Annotated in this window: 15 protein-coding genes; 5 read left to right on the forward strand and 10 right to left on the reverse strand. The window is 68.9% G+C overall.

Annotated features, from left to right (window positions below; translation table 11 throughout):
* Positions 1-28: 28 nt before the first annotated feature.
* The 5 genes from phnA to C6Y53_RS08045 form a co-directional block, all read right to left on the reverse strand.
* Positions 29-1273: a phosphonoacetate hydrolase gene (gene phnA, locus C6Y53_RS08025; protein WP_106471960.1), complete on the reverse strand. Its 1245-nt coding sequence runs from the start codon at positions 1271-1273 to the stop codon at positions 29-31.
* A 317-nt stretch (positions 1274-1590) separates the two neighbouring features.
* Positions 1591-2238: a class II aldolase/adducin family protein gene (locus tag C6Y53_RS08030; protein WP_106471961.1), complete on the reverse strand. Its 648-nt coding sequence runs from the start codon at positions 2236-2238 to the stop codon at positions 1591-1593.
* A 19-nt stretch (positions 2239-2257) separates the two neighbouring features.
* On the reverse strand, positions 2258-3106 hold the full coding sequence (locus C6Y53_RS08035; protein ID WP_106471962.1) for a fumarylacetoacetate hydrolase family protein: 849 nt from the start codon (positions 3104-3106) through the stop codon (positions 2258-2260).
* A gap of 13 nt (positions 3107-3119) precedes the next feature.
* The gene (locus C6Y53_RS08040) at positions 3120-3854 is read right to left on the reverse strand and encodes an SDR family oxidoreductase (RefSeq protein ID WP_106471963.1); all 735 of its coding nucleotides are present in this window, start codon (positions 3852-3854) and stop codon (positions 3120-3122) included.
* A gap of 47 nt (positions 3855-3901) precedes the next feature.
* On the reverse strand, positions 3902-5428 hold the full coding sequence (locus C6Y53_RS08045; RefSeq protein ID WP_106474009.1) for a UxaA family hydrolase: 1527 nt from the start codon (positions 5426-5428) through the stop codon (positions 3902-3904).
* Between the two features lie 65 nt (positions 5429-5493).
* Between C6Y53_RS08045 and C6Y53_RS08050 the strand changes: the two genes are divergently transcribed.
* Positions 5494-6255: a GntR family transcriptional regulator gene (locus C6Y53_RS08050; protein WP_106471964.1), complete on the forward strand. Its 762-nt coding sequence runs from the start codon at positions 5494-5496 to the stop codon at positions 6253-6255.
* Here the strand turns inward: C6Y53_RS08050 and C6Y53_RS08055 are convergent.
* Positions 6237-7073, reverse strand: a complete 837-nt coding sequence (locus C6Y53_RS08055) for an amidohydrolase family protein (protein WP_106474010.1) — start codon at positions 7071-7073, stop codon at positions 6237-6239. The genes C6Y53_RS08050 and C6Y53_RS08055 overlap by 19 nt on opposite strands.
* 16 nt (positions 7074-7089) lie before the next feature.
* Entirely contained in the window at positions 7090-8115 is a 1026-nt protein-coding gene (locus tag C6Y53_RS08060; protein WP_106471965.1) for an aldo/keto reductase, read from the reverse strand.
* A 113-nt stretch (positions 8116-8228) separates the two neighbouring features.
* Between C6Y53_RS08060 and C6Y53_RS08065 the strand changes: the two genes are divergently transcribed.
* From C6Y53_RS08065 to C6Y53_RS08075, 3 genes are read left to right on the forward strand one after another with little or no spacing between them, the layout of a single operon-like run.
* On the forward strand, positions 8229-9038 hold the full coding sequence (locus C6Y53_RS08065) for a BtpA/SgcQ family protein (RefSeq protein WP_106471966.1): 810 nt from the start codon (positions 8229-8231) through the stop codon (positions 9036-9038).
* Between the two features lie 10 nt (positions 9039-9048).
* Positions 9049-10134 (forward strand): M20/M25/M40 family metallo-hydrolase, encoded by a 1086-nt coding sequence (locus tag C6Y53_RS08070; protein ID WP_106474011.1) that lies wholly within the window; start codon positions 9049-9051, stop codon positions 10132-10134.
* Positions 10131-11615 (forward strand): FGGY-family carbohydrate kinase, encoded by a 1485-nt coding sequence (locus C6Y53_RS08075; RefSeq protein WP_106471967.1) that lies wholly within the window; start codon positions 10131-10133, stop codon positions 11613-11615. The genes C6Y53_RS08070 and C6Y53_RS08075 overlap by 4 nt, the downstream gene beginning before the upstream one ends.
* Positions 11616-11677: 62 nt before the next feature.
* Here the strand turns inward: C6Y53_RS08075 and C6Y53_RS08080 are convergent, their stop codons facing one another.
* Positions 11678-12283 carry a pyridoxamine 5'-phosphate oxidase family protein gene (locus tag C6Y53_RS08080; protein WP_106471968.1) on the reverse strand — a complete coding sequence of 202 codons (606 nt, stop codon included), beginning with the start codon at positions 12281-12283 and terminating at the stop codon, positions 11678-11680.
* Positions 12270-13010 (reverse strand): lysophospholipid acyltransferase family protein, encoded by a 741-nt coding sequence (locus C6Y53_RS08085; RefSeq protein ID WP_106471969.1) that lies wholly within the window; start codon positions 13008-13010, stop codon positions 12270-12272. Before C6Y53_RS08085 ends, C6Y53_RS08080 begins: the two co-directional genes overlap by 14 nt.
* 165 nt (positions 13011-13175) lie before the next feature.
* Between C6Y53_RS08085 and C6Y53_RS08090 the strand changes: the two genes are divergently transcribed.
* The gene (locus C6Y53_RS08090) at positions 13176-13763 is read left to right on the forward strand and encodes a zinc-ribbon domain-containing protein (protein WP_106471970.1); all 588 of its coding nucleotides are present in this window, start codon (positions 13176-13178) and stop codon (positions 13761-13763) included.
* Positions 13764-13769: 6 nt separating this feature from the next.
* Here C6Y53_RS08090 and C6Y53_RS08095 read toward each other — a convergent pair whose 3' ends face one another.
* The gene (locus tag C6Y53_RS08095; RefSeq protein ID WP_106471971.1) at positions 13770-16352 is read right to left on the reverse strand and encodes a TIGR02302 family protein; all 2583 of its coding nucleotides are present in this window, start codon (positions 16350-16352) and stop codon (positions 13770-13772) included.
* Positions 16353-16379 lie beyond the last annotated feature (27 nt).

Raw genomic sequence — 16379 nt, forward strand, 5'->3', positions numbered from 1 at the left:
CTGGGAAGGCGCCGTGCCGGTTTCCATGTTACAGCGCTGCCGCCGTGGTGGCGTAGAAAAGGGCGTCGAAGTTGCGCAGCTGCGGCGCCCGCGGCAGGTCGATCACCCGGTTGCAGATGAACGGCACCTCCTGTTCGGTCAGCCCGCCATGGCTGCGCAGCGGTTCCCCCAGCGCGGCCAGGTCATGGCGGTGTTCCGACGTGCCGATGGTCATGTTCTCGCCCGACACCATCACGATATCGCCGATCCGGTCGGCGGGCAGTTCGAACCGGGTCACCGCCTCGTCGCGGGTCAACACGTCGATGATGCCCGGTGTCGCCGCCAGCCTGGCCGCCACGTCGGCGACATCCGCCCCGTCGGGCAGATAGGCCGTGGCAAAGCTGCCCAGCGCACCGTGATGCACCACATAGGGGTCGGTGATCGGCAGGATCACCCGCGCCGCGCCCCTGCCCAGCCAGTCATCCATCAGGTCCTGCGCATAGACCACCGCCGGGCTGCCATCGGCCCGGTGCTTGGGCTTCATCCCGTGATCGGCGGTCACCACGATCGCCGCCCCCATCGCGTCGAGCTGCGCCAGGTAGGTGTCGAACATCCGGTAGAACTCCTTGGCCTCGTCCTCCTCGGGCGCGAATTTGTGCTGCACATAGTCGGTGGTGGTCAGGTACATCACGTCGGGGTACCAGTCCTTCAGCAGCCTGACCCCGGCGGCAAAGACAAATTCCGAAAGGTCCGCCGAATAGACCTCGGGTTGTGCCATGCCCAGCCATGCAGCGGCGTTGTCCTGCCCGTGTTCGGCCGCGGTCGAACCGGCCGATTTCTCGGCCGAGAAACATTTTGCCCGGTCGTCGTCAAAGGCCAGCCCGGCCCCCAGCAGCGCGCGCAGCTTGTCCTTTGCGGTGACGATCGCGACCCTGGCCCCGGCATCGTAGAACTGCTTGAACACGGTCGGCGCCCGCAGGAACCGCACGTCGTTCATCATCACCTCTTCGCCGGTTTCCGGATCATAGAGGAAGTTGCCGCAGATTCCGTGCACCGCCGGCGGCCGCCCGGTGGCGATCGACAGGTTGTTGGGGTTGGTAAAGGACGGGATCACCGAATGCGCCAGCCGGTCCGTGCCCGTTTCGCGCATCCGCTTCAGCGTCGGCATCAGGCCCGCGGCAACCGCAACGTCCAGATAGGCCGGTTCGCATCCGTCCAGGCAGATCGCGATCGCCGGCACCTTTGGCACCGGGTAGATCCGTTCGTTGGCCAGGATCGGGGTCTGGATGGTCATGTCTCGCTCTTCCTCTTTTCGTGACCGGCGCCGCCGGGGCCCGCGCAGACCACCTGCCGCGGGTGAACCATCCCCAGACGGCCGCGCCTTCACCGGGTGCCGGTCCGGTTGTTGTTGTCGACGATTGCAACAGGAGCGTGACCCGTCCGGTGCCGCCATGCGCGCCGCCCCCGCAGCCTCGTCAGGCATGCAGGATGCAGCGCGCGGCGCCATTTAACAAGTTGGATGAACCTATATGATTCATAAGCCGGGCCTATGACGCAACCGCGACCACGACCGGGCCGCCTGTGCCGCCCGGGCCGTCACCCCGGCCCGGCCTATTGCTGCCCCGCGCCGTAGCCCTTGAACAGCTCCAGCACCCGGTCCATTTCGGCGTCGTCCAGGATCACCGGTTCACCGGACTGGCGGGCAATGAAATACTGCCGGCACAGGGTTTCCACCTCGACCGCCAGCGCCAGCGCCCGGTCGAGCGTCGAGCCGAAGCAGATCATCCCGTGATTGGCCAGCAGGCAGGCGCGGCGGCCCTCCAGCGCCCGCAACATGTTGTCCGACAGCTCCGCCGTTCCGAACGTGGCATAATCGGCGCAGCGCAGCGAATTGCCGCCCGCCGCCGCCACCATGTAGTGAAACGCCGGAATGTCGACGCGCAGGCAGGACAACGCGGTGGCATGGGTGGAATGGGTATGCACCACCGCGCCGGCCCGGGGGTTGGCGCGCAGGATGTCACGGTGCATCCGCCATTCCGACGACGGCCTGATCCCGCCCTCGAAGCCGCCGTCCATGTCCATGGCCACCACATGCTGCGGCTGCATCGCATCATAGTCGACGCCCGAGGCCGAGATCAGGAACCCGTCGCCATCGCGGCGGCTGATATTGCCCGAAATGCCCTGGTTGATGCCCAGCGCGTTCATCCTGCGGCAGGCGGCAATCACCTCTGCCCGCGCGTCTTCGGTGCCTTGCGTCATGTGGCTCTCCCCGGTCCGATCAGCCATCCCAGGCGCGGGTGAGCTGGCGCTGTTCGCCCAGCCCCTCGATGCCCAGCCGCATTTCCTGCCCCGGCCTCAGATAGACCTGCGGCGACTGCCCCATGCCGACGCCGGGCGGGGTGCCGGTGGAAATCACGTCACCCGGTTGCAGCGACATGAATTGCGACAGGTAGGACACCAGGTGCCGCACGCCATAGACCATGGTGGCGGTCGACCCGTCCTGATAGCGATGCCCGTCCACATCGAGCCACATTTTCAGGTTCTGCGGCTCCGGCACCTCGTCGCGGGTGACCAGCCACGGCCCCATCGGCGCGAAGGTGTCGGCGGATTTTCCCTTGACCCACTGGCCCGCCCGTTCGATCTGGAACGCCCGCTCGGACACATCGTTGACCACGCAGTAACCGGCCACATGGTCCATCGCGTCCGCTTCGTCCACATAGGATGCGGGCTTGCCGATCACCACGCCCAGCTCGACCTCCCAGTCGGTTTTTTCGGACCCGCGCGGGATGATGACATCGTCGTTCGGACCGCAGATGGCGCTGGTGGCCTTGAAGAAGATCACCGGTTCGGGCGGCACCTCCATGCCGGCTTCGGCGGCGTGGTCGGCATAGTTGAGCCCGATGGCGATGATCTTGCCCACGCCGGCCACGCAGGGCCCCAGCCGCGGGTCGCCATCGACCACCGGCAGGCTGTCCGCGTCCAGCGCCCGCAGCATGTCCTGCCCGGCGCCGGTCAGCACCTCGCCGCCGATATCCGCCACATGGGCCGACAGGTCGCGAATGGTGCCGTCGTCGTGCCGCAGCCCCGGTTTCTCGGACCCGGCGGGCCCGTAGCGCAACAGTTTCATGGTCGAGTTCCTTTCAGGTGTTGGTCCAGCCGCCATCGATGGTGATGGCCTGCCCGGTGACGAACGCGGCGTCGTCCGACGCGAGATAGACCGCCAGCGCGGCGATTTCCTCGGGCGTGCCGATCCGCCCCATCGGCTGGCGGGCGACGAAAGCCGCCCGTGCGGTGTCGTAATCGCCCATCGCCTTCATGCGTTCCTGCAGCGACGGGCTTTCGACCGTGGCGGGACAGATCGCGTTGCAGCGGATACCGCCGGTGATGTAGTCGGCGGCAACCGATTTGGTCATCCCGATCACGGCGGCCTTGGTGCCGCCATAGACGAAGCGGTTGGGCGCGGCGATGATCGAGGAGACCGCCGACGCCATGTTGATGATCGACCCGCCTCCGGCCGCCAGCATTGCCGGCAGGAAGGCGCGAGTCATGCGGTAGACGCCCCAGACGTTCAGTTCCATCGAAAATCCGAACGCCGCCTCGTCGCAATCGAGGATGGTGCCGTGATGCACGAAGCCCGCGCAGTTGAACAGGATGTCCACCACGCCCGCCGCATCGGCCGCCGCCTGCACCGCGGCCGCGTCGGTCACGTCGAGCCGTGCCGTGTCCACGCCGTCGGCGGCCAGCGGCGCCAGCGCGTCGCCATCGATGTCGGTTGCGATCACCCTGGCCCCCTCGGCGGCAAAGGCCCGCGCCGTGGCCTGTCCGATTCCGGCGCCCGCGGCGGTCACGAACGCCGTCTTTCCCTTCAGCCTCACCTGCCTGCCTCCCTCACCAGCCTGCCTCCCTCACCGGCCTGTCTCCGTCACATGACCGCGCCCATTTGCCAGGGCACGAACTCGGCCCCGCCGAAGCCCAGGTCCTCGCTCTTCGTACGCCTGCCCGAAGCCACGTCCAGGAACATCTCGAATATCTCCGCTCCCTTGTCGGAAATCGAGACCCCATCCGAAACAATATCGCCGCAATTGATATCCATGTCTTCCTCCATGCGGGCAAACATCTCGGAATTGGTGGCCAGCTTGATGCAGGGCGTGGGCATGTAGCCCGACACCGACCCGCGCCCGGTGGTGAACGCGATCAGCGTCGCCCCCGACGCGATCTGGCCGGTGACGGAACAGGGATCATAGCCGGGGCTGTCCATGAACACGAACCCATGCTTGTCCACCGGCTCGGCAAAGCGGTAGACATCGACCAGCGGCGCGCTGCCCCCCTTGGCCACCGCGCCCAGCGATTTCTCCAGGATCGTGGTCAGCCCGCCGCGCTTGTTGCCGGGGCTGGGGTTGTTGTCCATCTCGCCGCCGTTGCGGGCGGTGTAATCCTCCCACCAGCGGATGCGGTCGATCAGCTTGCGGCCCACCGTTTCATTGACCGCGCGGGCGGTCAGCAGGTGTTCGGCGCCGTAGATTTCCGAGGTCTCGGCAAGGATGGTGGTGCCGCCCTGTTGCACCAGCAGGTCCGAGGCATGGCCCAGCGCCGGGTTGGCGGTGATGCCCGAATAGCCGTCCGAGCCGCCGCATTGCAGCCCCACCATCAGCTCCGACGCCGGGACCGGTTCGCGCCGTGCCGCATTGGCGGTTTCGGCCATGTCGCGCAGGATCGCCACCCCGGTTTCCACCGTGCGCCGCGTGCCGCCCGTGGCCTGGATGGTCATGTAGCGGAAATTGTCGTCCGCGCGCATCCGCCCCTGCCCGATCAGGTCGGGCACCTGCATCACCTCGCAGCCCAGCCCGACCAGCAGGATGCCGGCGAAATTCGGATGCCGGGCATAGCCGCGCAGCGTGCGGTAAAGCGTGTCATAGCCTTCGTGCCGGCCCGACATGCCGCATCCGGTGCCATGCACGATCGGCACCACGCCGTCGATATTGTCCATCTGCGCGAACCAGCCGGTGCGCTCCGCCGCTTCGGCGATGAACCGGGCGACGCTGCCGGAACAGTTCACCGATGTCAGCACACCCAGGTAGTTGCGCGTTCCGGCCTTGCCGTCGGCGCGGCGGTAACCATCAAAGACCCGGCCGGTCCCGGCGGCCGGCAGCGGCCGGCAAGCGCTGGAAAAGGCATAATCCGTGCTGTGGCCGGACATGCCCAGGTTATGCACATGCACATGGGCGCCGGCGGGGATGGCGTCGGTCGCAACCCCGATCACCTGCCCATAGCGGATGACCCGCTCGCCTGCGGCGATGTCGCGCGCGGCGACCTTGTGGCCCTTGGCAACGGTCTCGCGCAGCGCCGCCGCCGTTCCCTCCAGCGGCGCACCGGCAGGCAGGTCGGCCAGCGCAACAAGGACGTTGTCGTCATCGTGCAGACGGACGGATCTGGTCGTGCCCGTGGTCACATCGCTTCCTTCCCGCAGTCCCGGGCCGGTGTTGACAGCCCCGCGCGACAAACTAACATGTTAGCATGATACCTGCGAAGGACGAGGATGCACAAGAGGCCCCGCGCCCACCCGCGCTGAAACCGCTGGACCTGTTCGAGGGCTCGCTGTCCAACCGGGTCTACCTGTCATTGCGCGATGCCATCCTGTCGCTGGAGTACCGGCCCGGGGACATCCTGCGCAAGCAGCCGGTCTGCGAACGGCTGAACGTGTCGCGGTCCCCGGTTTCCGAGGCGCTGGGGCGGCTGGCGGCCGAGGGGCTGGTGGTGATCCTGCCGCAGGCGGGCAGTTTCGTGGCGCGGTTTTCGATCGAGGAGATCCGCGAAAGCGTGTTCCTGCGCGAGGCGCTGGAACTGGCGGCGGTGGACTATCTCGCGCCCCGCATCACCGATGATCAGCTCGTCGAATTGCGGCGCAACCTGCGGGTGCAGCAGGCGCTGGTGGAGGATGGCGACATTGCCGGGTTCTACGAAATGGACGCCGAGATGCATGCCCTGCTGCTGTCGTTCACCGGGTTTCGGCGGCTGGCGAAAATGACCGAAACCGTGTGGCTTCAGGTCAGCCGTGCACGGCGTCTGATCCTGCCGGAACCGGGGCGGGTGGCCGAAACCCTGCGCGAACACCAGGACATCGTCGCCGCGCTCGAAGCCCGCGATGCCGATGCCGCGCGGGCCGCGACACGGCTGCACCTGCGCCAGTTGCTGACCTATCTCGAACCGCTCAGCGACAGCCGTCCCGACCTGTTCGCGCCGACCGATCAGGCGGCAGGTCAGGCATCAAGACGGTAGAACCCGGCGGCGGTCCCGCCAAAGACCTGCGCCCGCCCGGCATCGTCGAGACCTTCCGTCAGGGTTTCGGCGGCGGCCAGCCAGCGGTCATATTCCCCGCGCAGCCGGCAGACCGGCCAGTCCGACCCCCACATCACCCGGTCGGGGCCGAAGGCGTCCAGCACATGTTCGGCATATGGCCGCAGGACGTCCACGGTCCAGCTCTCGCCCGCCTCAGTGATCAGCCCCGACAGCTTGCAACACGCGGCGGTGTCCCGCGCCAGCCGGGTCATGCCATCGGCCCAGCGGCGAAAATCGTCCGGGTGGTCGCGGATCTGCGGTTTCATGCAATGGTCGATCACCACGCGCATATCCGGGTGGCGGGTCAGGATGGTGTGGAAATTCTCCAGGTGCCGGGAAAACCCCAGCGCGTCAAAGCTCAGGTCGAGATCGACCAGCGCGCGATAGGCCCATTGCACGTCGGCGCGCAGCATCCAGTCGTCATCGGGGATGTCCTGGATCATCGGCCGCACACCGCAAAACCGGGGATGTGCGGCCAGCCGTTCCAGATGGGCGCGGTCGGCGGGGGCCTCGAAATCGACCCAGCCCACGACCCCGGCGACAAAGGGCGTCGCATCGGCCAGCCCCAGCATGTATTCGGTTTCCGCCACCGTGGCGGCGGCCTGCACCAGCACCGTGGCGCCGATCCCCGCCGCCGCCAGCTGCGGCGCCAGGTCGCCGGGGCCATAGACCCGCGACAGCGTCGGGTCGTCCTTGGGCATCCAGTCGTAATCACCCCGCGCGGGCTGCCAGAAATGCTGGTGCGCATCGATCCGCATGTCGTAGCCCTTTCCGTCAGACCGGCGCATCCGCGCGCAGCAGGCCCGCATCCCTGAGATCGGCCCAGAGCGCGGCGGGCAGTTCGGCCTGCGCCGCCGCCAGGTTGCTGTCCATCTCGGCCACGCCCTGCCCGCCGGGGATCACCGACAGGGTGCAGGGGTGGCGCAGCGGGAACTGGAACGCCGCATCGACCATCCGCACCCCATGCGCGGCGCAGATCGTTTCGATCCGGGCGACGCGGTCGAGGATCTCCGGCGGCGCCGGGTCGTAATTGTAGAACGCGCCGGGGCGCGGCCCGCTGGCGAGGATGCCGGAATTATACGGCCCGCCGATCACCACGCCGATCCCGCGCCGTTCCGCCAGCGGCAGGAAACTGTCCAGCGCCTCCTGTTCCAGCAGGGTATAGCGCCCGGCCAGCAGGAAGATGTCGAAATCGCCCCGTTCGGCCAGCGTCTGGCAGGGCTGCCATTCGTTCACCCCCGCACCGAAGGCCCGGATCACGCCCTGGTCGCGCAGCGACAGCAGCGCGCGGTATCCGCCCGCCATGAATTCCTCGATCCGCGCGGCCAGCGCCTCGGCCGAGCCGTGGTTGAAGATGTCGATGTCATGGGCGAACAGCAGGTCGATCCGGTCCACGCCCAGCCGCTCCAGCGACTGCTCGACCGACCGCATCACCCCGTCATGGCCGTAATCGTAGATCTCGCGCCGCGATGGCACGTCGAACCATTTGCCGACCCCGTCCCGGTCCTCGGGCCTGCAGGCCCGCAGCAGGCGGCCAACCTTGGTGGACAGCACATAGCTGTCGCGCGGCTTGCCGCGCAGGAACCGGTTGAGCCGGGTTTCCGACAGGCCCATCCCGTAGAGCGGCGCGGTGTCGAAATAGCGCACACCGGCGGCCCAGGCCCGGTCCAGGATCGCGTTTGCGTCATCGTCCGATATCGCGCGATACAGGTTTCCCAGCGGCGCGGTGCCGAACCCGAGCCGGGTAAAATCCAGCCCGCCATTGCCGATCCGGTCCCAGTGGCAACTCTCAAGTCCCATGCGCGCCCTCCCCTGCGGCCGGGTTCTTCCGGGTTCTTCCGGGGGCCAATTCCCCTTGCCTGCATAAGAAACCCCGCTAGGCTCCGTTTCAAGCACAAAGGGGGAGGAGGCGCATGAACAATTTCAGGCGCGTGTTCGGCGATGGAAAGCCGGTCATTGCGATGGTGCATCTGGGCGCCTTGCCGGGTGCGCCGCTGCATGACGCGGATGCCGGGCTGGACGGGCTGGTTGCCGCCGCCCGCGCCGATCTGGCCGCCCTGCAGGCCGCCGGGGTCGATGCGGTGATGTTCGGCAACGAAAACGACCGCCCCTATGAATTCGATGTCGACCGCGCCTCGACCGCCACCATGGCCTTCGTGATCGGGCAGTTGCGCGGCGAGATCACCGTGCCCTTCGGGGTCAACGTGCTGTGGGATCCGCACAGCACCGTGGCGCTGGCCGCCGCCACCGGCGCCGCGTTCTGCCGCGAGATCTTTACCGGCACCTATGCCTCCGACATGGGGCCGTGGACGCCGGACGCGGGCGCGGCGCTGCGCTATCGCGACCGGCTGGGGCGGCGCGACCTGGCGATGCTCTACAATGTCTCGGCCGAATTCGCCGACAGTCTCGACCGCCGACCGCTGCCCGACCGGGCGCGTTCGGCGGTGTTTTCGTCGATCCCCGACGCGGTGCTGGTGTCGGGGCAGATCACCGGCGAGGCGGCGGAGATGGGCGATCTGCAGGCGGTCAAGGCGGCGCTGCCGGAGGTGCCGGTGCTGGCCAATACCGGGGTGAAACACGACACAGTCGCCGATGTGCTGCGCATCGCCGATGGCTGCGTGGTGGGATCGTCGCTGAAGATCGACGGCGATACCTGGAACCCGGTCGATGCCGAGCGCGCCGCCGATTTCATGGCCCGCGCCCGGGCCGCGCGCGGCGGCTGAGGGGCGGGCGATGCGCGAGCGCCTGAAAACCGACCTGACCGACCTGATGCTGGTACCGGGGCTATCGGGGCACGAGGACCGGGTGCGCGGCGCGATCCGCGACCGGCTGCCCGGCGGCGTGCAGGCGCGCGGCGACCGGCTCGGCAACCTGATCGCCAGCTTTCCCGGCACCGGCCCCTCGGTGATGCTGTTCACCCATATGGACCAGCTGGGGTTCATCGTGCGCAGGATCGAGGATGACGGGGCGATCCGGGTCGAACGGCTGGGTGGCGTGCCCGAACGCGCGCTGGCCGCGCAGCCGGTGATCCTGTGCCCGCCGGGCCAGCCCGACATCCCGGCCCTGATCGCCAACAAGAGCCACCACGCCACCACGCCGGACGAGAAATACCATGTCCTGCGCGCGCCCGACCTGCGCATCGACGCGGGGTTTTCCAGCCGCGCCGAGGCCGAGGCGGCGGGTATCCGCATCGGCGTGCCGGTGGTCTACCGGCCGTCGGCCACCGAACTGGCGGGCGGGCGCATTGCCGGCACGGCGGTCGACGACCGCGCCGGCTGCGCGGTGCTGCTGGAAGTGGCGCGTGCGCTGGCGGCGCGCGAAAACGGCCCGCCGGTGCATCTGGTGTTTTCGGTGCAGGAAGAATTCAACCTGCGCGGCGCGGTGGTGGCGGCGCAGGCGCTGCGCCCCGACATCGCGATCCAGATCGACCTGATGAACGCCACCGACACGCCCGAGATGGCCGACCGGGGCGATATGCGGCTGGGCGGCGGGCCGGGAATGAGCCTTTATTCCTTTCACGGGCGCGGCACCCTGAACGGGGTGATCCCGCATCCGGGCCTCGTCGCACTGGTCGAGAACGCCGCCGCCGCCGGGGCGCTGCCCCTGCAACGATCCGCGCAGGTGGGCGTTCTGACCGACCTGTCCTATGTCCAGCTGGTCGGCGACGGCGTGGCCAGCGTCGATCTGGGCTTTCCCATGCGCTATTCCCATTCGGCGCAGGAAATGTGCGACCTGTCCGATCTCGAAGGCCTCACCCGCCTGCTGCTGGCCGCGCTGGCCCGCATCGGACCGGATTTCCCGCTGGAACGAACCCCGTGACCTATACGCTGGGCGTCGATATCGGCACCTATCAGACCAAGGGCGTCCTGGTCGATGGCGGCGGCCGGATCGTCGCGCAGGCGGCCCGTGCGCATGAGATGATCGTGCCTTGCCCCGGCCGCGCCGAACACCGGGCCGAAGCGGACTGGTGGGGCGATTTCGTGCATGTCACGCGCGCCCTGCTGGCCGACAGCCGCATCGAGGCGCGGGCGATCGGTGCCGTGGCCTGTTCGGCCATCGGTCCCTGCATGCTGCCGGTCGACGGCGATGGCACGCCGCTGATGAACGCCGTGCTCTACGGCGTCGACACGCGGGCAACCGCGCAGATCGACGCGCTGAACGCCCGGATCGGCGCGGACACCATCTTAGAGCGTTGCGGCAATGCGCTGACCAGTCAGGCGGTCGGCCCCAAGATCCAGTGGCTGCAGGACGAACACCCCGGGATCTTCGCCCGCGCCCGCCATATCCTGACCTCGACCTCGTATCTGGTGATGAAATTGACCGGCGAGGTGGTGATCGACCACTATACCGCCGCCAATTTCGCGCCGCTCTATGATGTCGACCGGCTGGACTGGACCGACGAACTGGCCCCCGACCTGATCGACCGCGACCGGCTGCCCCGGCTGATGTGGTCGAACGAAATCGCCGGCCGGATCACCGCGCGGGCGGCGGCGGAAACCGGACTGGCCGTTGGCACGCCGGTCACCTGCGGCACCATCGACGCCGCCGCCGAGGCGGTGAGCGTCGGCGTCAGGGGCAACGGCGACATGATGATGATGTATGGCTCGACCATCTTCATCATCACCCTGACCGACACCCGGCTGCGCGACGCCCGCCTGTGGTATGCGCCCTGGCTGTTCGCCGGTCAGCACGCGTCGATGGCCGGGCTGGCCACCTCGGGCACGCTGACCCACTGGTTCCGCGACACCTTTGCCCGCGACCTGGACCGCGACACCGCGTTCGCGACGCTTGCCGCCGAGGCCGCGCACAGCCCGCCGGGGGCCAACGGCCTGCTGCTGTTGCCCTATTTCTCGGGCGAACGCACCCCGATCCACGACCCCGCCGCCAAGGGCGCGTTTTTCGGGCTGAACCTGACCCATGGGCGCGGCGACATGTATCGCGCCCTGATCGAAGGCATCGCCTGCGGCACCAACCATGTGATCGAAACCTATGCCGAGGCCGGCCAGCGCCCGGACCGCGTTCTGGCGGTCGGGGGCGGCACGCAAAACAGGCTGTGGCTGGAGGCGACGGGCGATTTCAGCGGGCTGGACCAGATCGTCTGCGACAAGACCGTGGGGGCCAGTTTTGGCGATGCGTTCCTCGCCGCCTGCGCGGTCGGGACGGCGTCGGCGGCGGATATCGACGACTGGAACCCGGTTGCCGAGCGGGTCGTCGCCGCCCCGCAAGACATCCACCGGCGGCATTACGGGCTGTTCCGGCGGCTCTACGACCAGACCAGCGACATCGCCGCCGCGCTCTGAGCAAGGCAGCGCCGGTTTCTTCCGGGCCATTGTCATGTTCACCGCAGGATCGGGCGGCCTGCCTACCAGAGCGAATTTGCGGCGCGGGCGGGCCATTCGCGGTCGTATTCCGCGCCGCCTTCTTCGCCATCGGTCATTTCGGCCAGGATCTGGCCCGCCGTGGGCAGATCGTCGCGCCGGGCGATGCCGTCCCAGGTGCCGGACCGCATCAGCGCGCGGGCGCATTGGCTGTAGATTTCGGCAATCGCGATCACGATCACTGTGGCCGGCTGGCGGCCGTTCTTTTCGAACCGCGCCCGAAGCGCAGCGTCGGCGGTCAGCCGCGCCGTCCCGTTGACGCGCATCACGCTGTCCGAGCCGGGTACCAGGAACAGCAGCGACACCCGCCCGTCGGCGACGATGTTGCGCAGGCTGTCCAGCCGGTTGTTGCCGCGCCAGTCGGGCAGGGCCAGCGTTCCGGGGTCCAGTTCGGCCACCACCGGGCCATCATCGCCGCGCGGGCTGCCATCGGTGCCGTCCGGGCCGACCGTGGTCAGCACACATAGCCGCGACGCCATGATCCAGCGCCGGTAGAGCGGCGTCATCCGCCGCGCCACCTTGCGCAACGCCGGGGCGCCGGGGCGGCCATAAAGCGCCTCAAGCGCCGGAATGTCGTCAATGTACTGCATCTGGATCAAACCCCGCTTCGCGCATCAGCGCGTTGGATTTCGCCTCGACCACCCGCTCCAGTTCGGCGGTCAGCTCGGTCCGCGACAACCCCGGCAGGATCGGGTCGAGAAACTCGACCACGCCCAGCCCCGGCCTGCGCATCACCCCCGAGCGGGGCCAGAACAGGCCGACATTGGTCGCCACCGGCACACAGGGCTGCCCGAGTTCGCGATAGAGCACACCCGGCCCGGATTTATAGGGCCGATGGTCGCCCGGCGCGACACGCGTGCCCTGCGGATAGATGATCAGCTGGCCGGGTTCGGCCACCTCGGCGGCGACATCGCGCACCATCTTTGCCAGCGCCGCGCCGCGCTTGCTGCGGTCGATCGGCACGCAGCCGAGCCGCTTGGCGTAGAGGCCGATCACCGGCGTCCACAGCAATTCGCGCTTCATGATGAACTTGGGCCAGGGCACGGCGTCGAATATGATCAGGATATCGAGAAACGACTGGTGCTTGGCCGCGATCAGCACCTCGTCCTGCGGCGGGGTGCCGCGCACCTCGGTGCGGATGCCGACCATGACCCGCGCCGTCCACAGCACCACCTTGCAATAGCTCTTGCAGGCGGCCCGGGCGCCCTTGCGCGATACCGCCGCCCAGGGCGCGAACAACAGCCCCCAGACTGCCATGAACCCGTAGATGAACAGGACGAAGAAAAGCGAACGCAGCCACTGAATCGCCTGTCCCATCCCTGTCGTTCCTTTCGCCCGGCCCCGGTCACCCGGTTTTGCCCCAGCACCGGCGCGGTTTCAATGCCGCGCAGGCGTCCCGGCGCCGAGCGGTCGATGCGCCATTGCCCCGGCGCGTGGAATTCCTATGATCGCGGCTCCGAACGATTGCGCGGAAAGCCTGCGATGCGCCTGTCCTGTCCCAGTTGCCGAATCCTCTATGACGTACCGGGCGGGGTGATCCCCGAAACCGGCCGCATCGTCGAATGCCCCAGCTGCGGGCGGGTCTGGCTGCAGAAACCGGTCGCGATCGCCGATGCCGAAACGATGCACCCGGCGCCGACCGATGCGGAGACCGATGCGCCTGCCGGAGACGACGAGAACTTCGAACCGCCGCCGCGGCTCGAACACAGCCCCGAGGTTCTGCGGATCCTGCGCGAAGAGGCGGAACGCGAAACCCGCCTGCGCCAGCAGGATGCCACGCCGACACCCGCCGCGCCGGAGCGCGACATGCCGGCGGCACGGGATGGCGTGGCCACGGAAACCGTCCCCGCACCGGCGCCCGCCCCCGCGCGGCCGGGCGGCACCGGATTTGCCCGCGGCTTTCTCACCGCGCTGGTGATCGCGGCGCTGGCGGTGCTGGCCTATGTCAACGCCGCACGGATCGCCGAGCGGGTGCCACAGGCGGAACCGGCCCTGACGGTCTATGTGGAAAAGGTGAACGCGGCGCGGCTGTGGCTGACGGTGCAGGCGCAGGCGATGGGGCTGCGATAGGTCGGCTCAGAACCGTTCCAGCAACCGCTTGAGATAGTCCAGTTCCAGCGTCGGACGGTCGCCATCGCCGGACCGGCGGCGGATCTCGTCCAGCAATTCGCGGGCGCGGCGATAGACATCTTCGCCCTGGAGCATGTTCTCGTCACTGCCGATCGACCCGCGCGCACCGGCACGGCGGCCCAGCGGGTCGCGCATCTCGCCCTGCATGTCACCGTCCTCGGGGCCCTGTCCGGGCTGGTCCTGCTGCATCTCGGCCAGCGCCTCGCCCAGCGACCGCATGCCTTCGCGCAGCGCCTCCATCGCTTCGGACTGGCGGTCGATGGCATCGGCATAGTCGTCGCCGCGCAACGCCTCTTCGGCCCCATCCATCGCCCGTCCCGCCCGGTCCAGCGCATCGCGCGCCGCATCGCCCTGTTCGGTTCCGGCGCCGGGCAGGTTTTCGCGCTGGTCGCGCAGCGTATCCCGCAGCGCCTGCTGCCGGTCGGCCAGGTTGCCCTCGTCGCCATTGCCCTGACCCTCGCCCTGGCGGTTCGGATCATCCGTGCCGCCACGGCCACCCTGCCCGTCATGGCTCTGCCCCCGGCCCAGCCCGCCCGAGCGGCCCTCATTGTCCTGGTTCTGACCGGCCTGCGCGCCCGGATCGAACTGTTCCTGAAGATCGCGGAATGCCTGGTCGGACAGGCCCTGCTGCTGGCGCAGCGTGTCGGCCAGGCCCTCCATCGCCTGCTGGCCCTGGGACTGGCCCGCCTGGCCCTGGCCGTTCTGGGTGACGCGCATGTTTTCCATCATCTGCTGAAGCTCCTGCAGCGCCTGTTGCGCCTCGGCCATGCGGCCCTGCTCCATCAGATCCTGAATCCGGTCCATCATCCGCTGCAGGTCGTCCTGCGACATCTGCATTTCGTTGCCGGACAGCTGGTCGCCCTGTTCGCCCGGCTGCTGCCCGCGTTCGCGCGCCTCGCGCGACAGCTGGCGCAGGTAATTGTCGGTCGCCTGCCGCAGCTCCTGCATCAGCTCGGCGATTTCCTGGTCGGATGCCCCGTTCCTCATCGCCTCCGAAAGCCGGTCCTGCGCCCGCCGCAGGCGTTCCAGCGCGTCGCCCAGATCGCCTTCTTCCAGCAGGATGGCGAGATCCCACAGCGCCTGCGCGATCTCGGCCTGGCCGTCGGTGCTCAGTCCATAGCGGGCAAAGGTCTCGAGCCGCCGCAGGATCACCCGCAGCCGCAGATAGGCGGTTTCCGACCGGAACACGTCCTCGGGGCGATGCGACACCGCGCGCAGGACCTGCGCCACCCGCCCCGCATTGGACCGCGCCCACAGCAGGTCGCGCCGCTGTTCGGCCACCGCCGCCGCCAGCGGATCGAAGAACCGCCGCGCCGGCAGCGCCGCCCGCAGCGGCACGGCAGCGCCGGTCTGCCCGGCGGCATCTTCGACCGACATGGCAAAGACCACCGGCAGATGCGCCCAGGGATGTTCCGAGAAATCCTCGATCAGCGTTTCGGCAAACTCGCGCCGGTCGCCCGCCACCGGCAGCGGCAGCGGCACGGTCACCGGGTCGCGCGGTTCTGGATCGACGGCCAGCCCGTGGCGGCGATCCACCGCCGCCAGGTCCAGTTCGATCCGCACCTCGCCCCCGGTCACGCCATAGTCGTCGGCGGCGGTGAACGGCAGCGACATCCGCCCCAGCGTCCCGGTTTCGGGCGGCCCGGCGGCCGAGATCCGCGGCGGCGCATCGGGCACCATGTCGACCTGCCAGCCCTGCCCGCCGGGGCCGTCGATGCGCAGCTCGCCCGACTGCGCGATCGTGAAATCCTGTTCGGGGCTCGACGCAGGCGGCACCTCGCCCGTGCGCCCCGACACGGTTTCCGACAGGGTCAGCGCCCCCACCTCGCCGTAGAAGCGCAGGATCACGCGGCTGCCTTCCGGGGCGGTCAGCGTCGCGCCCGGAACATCGGCGAGATAGATCGTGGGCAGGCCGGTATGGCGCGGCGGCTCGAGCCAGCCTTCCCAGGTGGGACCGGCCGCCAGCGCGTCCGCCTGTCCGGGTGCCAGTTCGGTCACGGTGCCGACCCGCCAGAGCGACCCGAACAGCAGCGCCACCGCGAAGAGCAGCACCGCCATGTGCCGCAGCCCGAACGGGTCGCGCCGCGCGATACGCAGGTCCGGCCGCGGCGGGCGCGCCCGCGCCGCCGCCTCGGCCATGCGGGCCTGATGCGCCTGCCACAGCGCGCGCGATGCCGGATCACCCGCACCGATCGCCTGTTCGTCGAGCATGGCGCGGATCGGTCGGCCCGCCATGGTGTGGTCGAGCCGCGCGATCGCGTCCTGCCGCGATGGCCAGCGGAACCGCCGCAGCCCGCGCCACAGGCAGATGAACAGCCCCAGCACCCCGGCGACCGCACCGCCCCAGACCAGTTCCACCGGCAGGATCTCGTGCAGGCCCAGCATCAGCGCCGCCAGCAGCGCCAGCGCCAGCGACCCCAGCGGCCAGAATGCGCGCAGCGCCCGTTCCGCCACCAGCCCGGCGCGGGTCAGCCGCAGCGGCCAGCGCAGCGGTGTCAGTTCGGGATCGGGTCGGGCGCGTCGGCGCATGGGTCTCTCCGCGCGGCAACGACGCGG

The sequence above is a fragment of the Pukyongiella litopenaei genome (assembly GCF_003008555.2).
Lineage (GTDB): Bacteria > Pseudomonadota > Alphaproteobacteria > Rhodobacterales > Rhodobacteraceae > Pukyongiella > Pukyongiella litopenaei.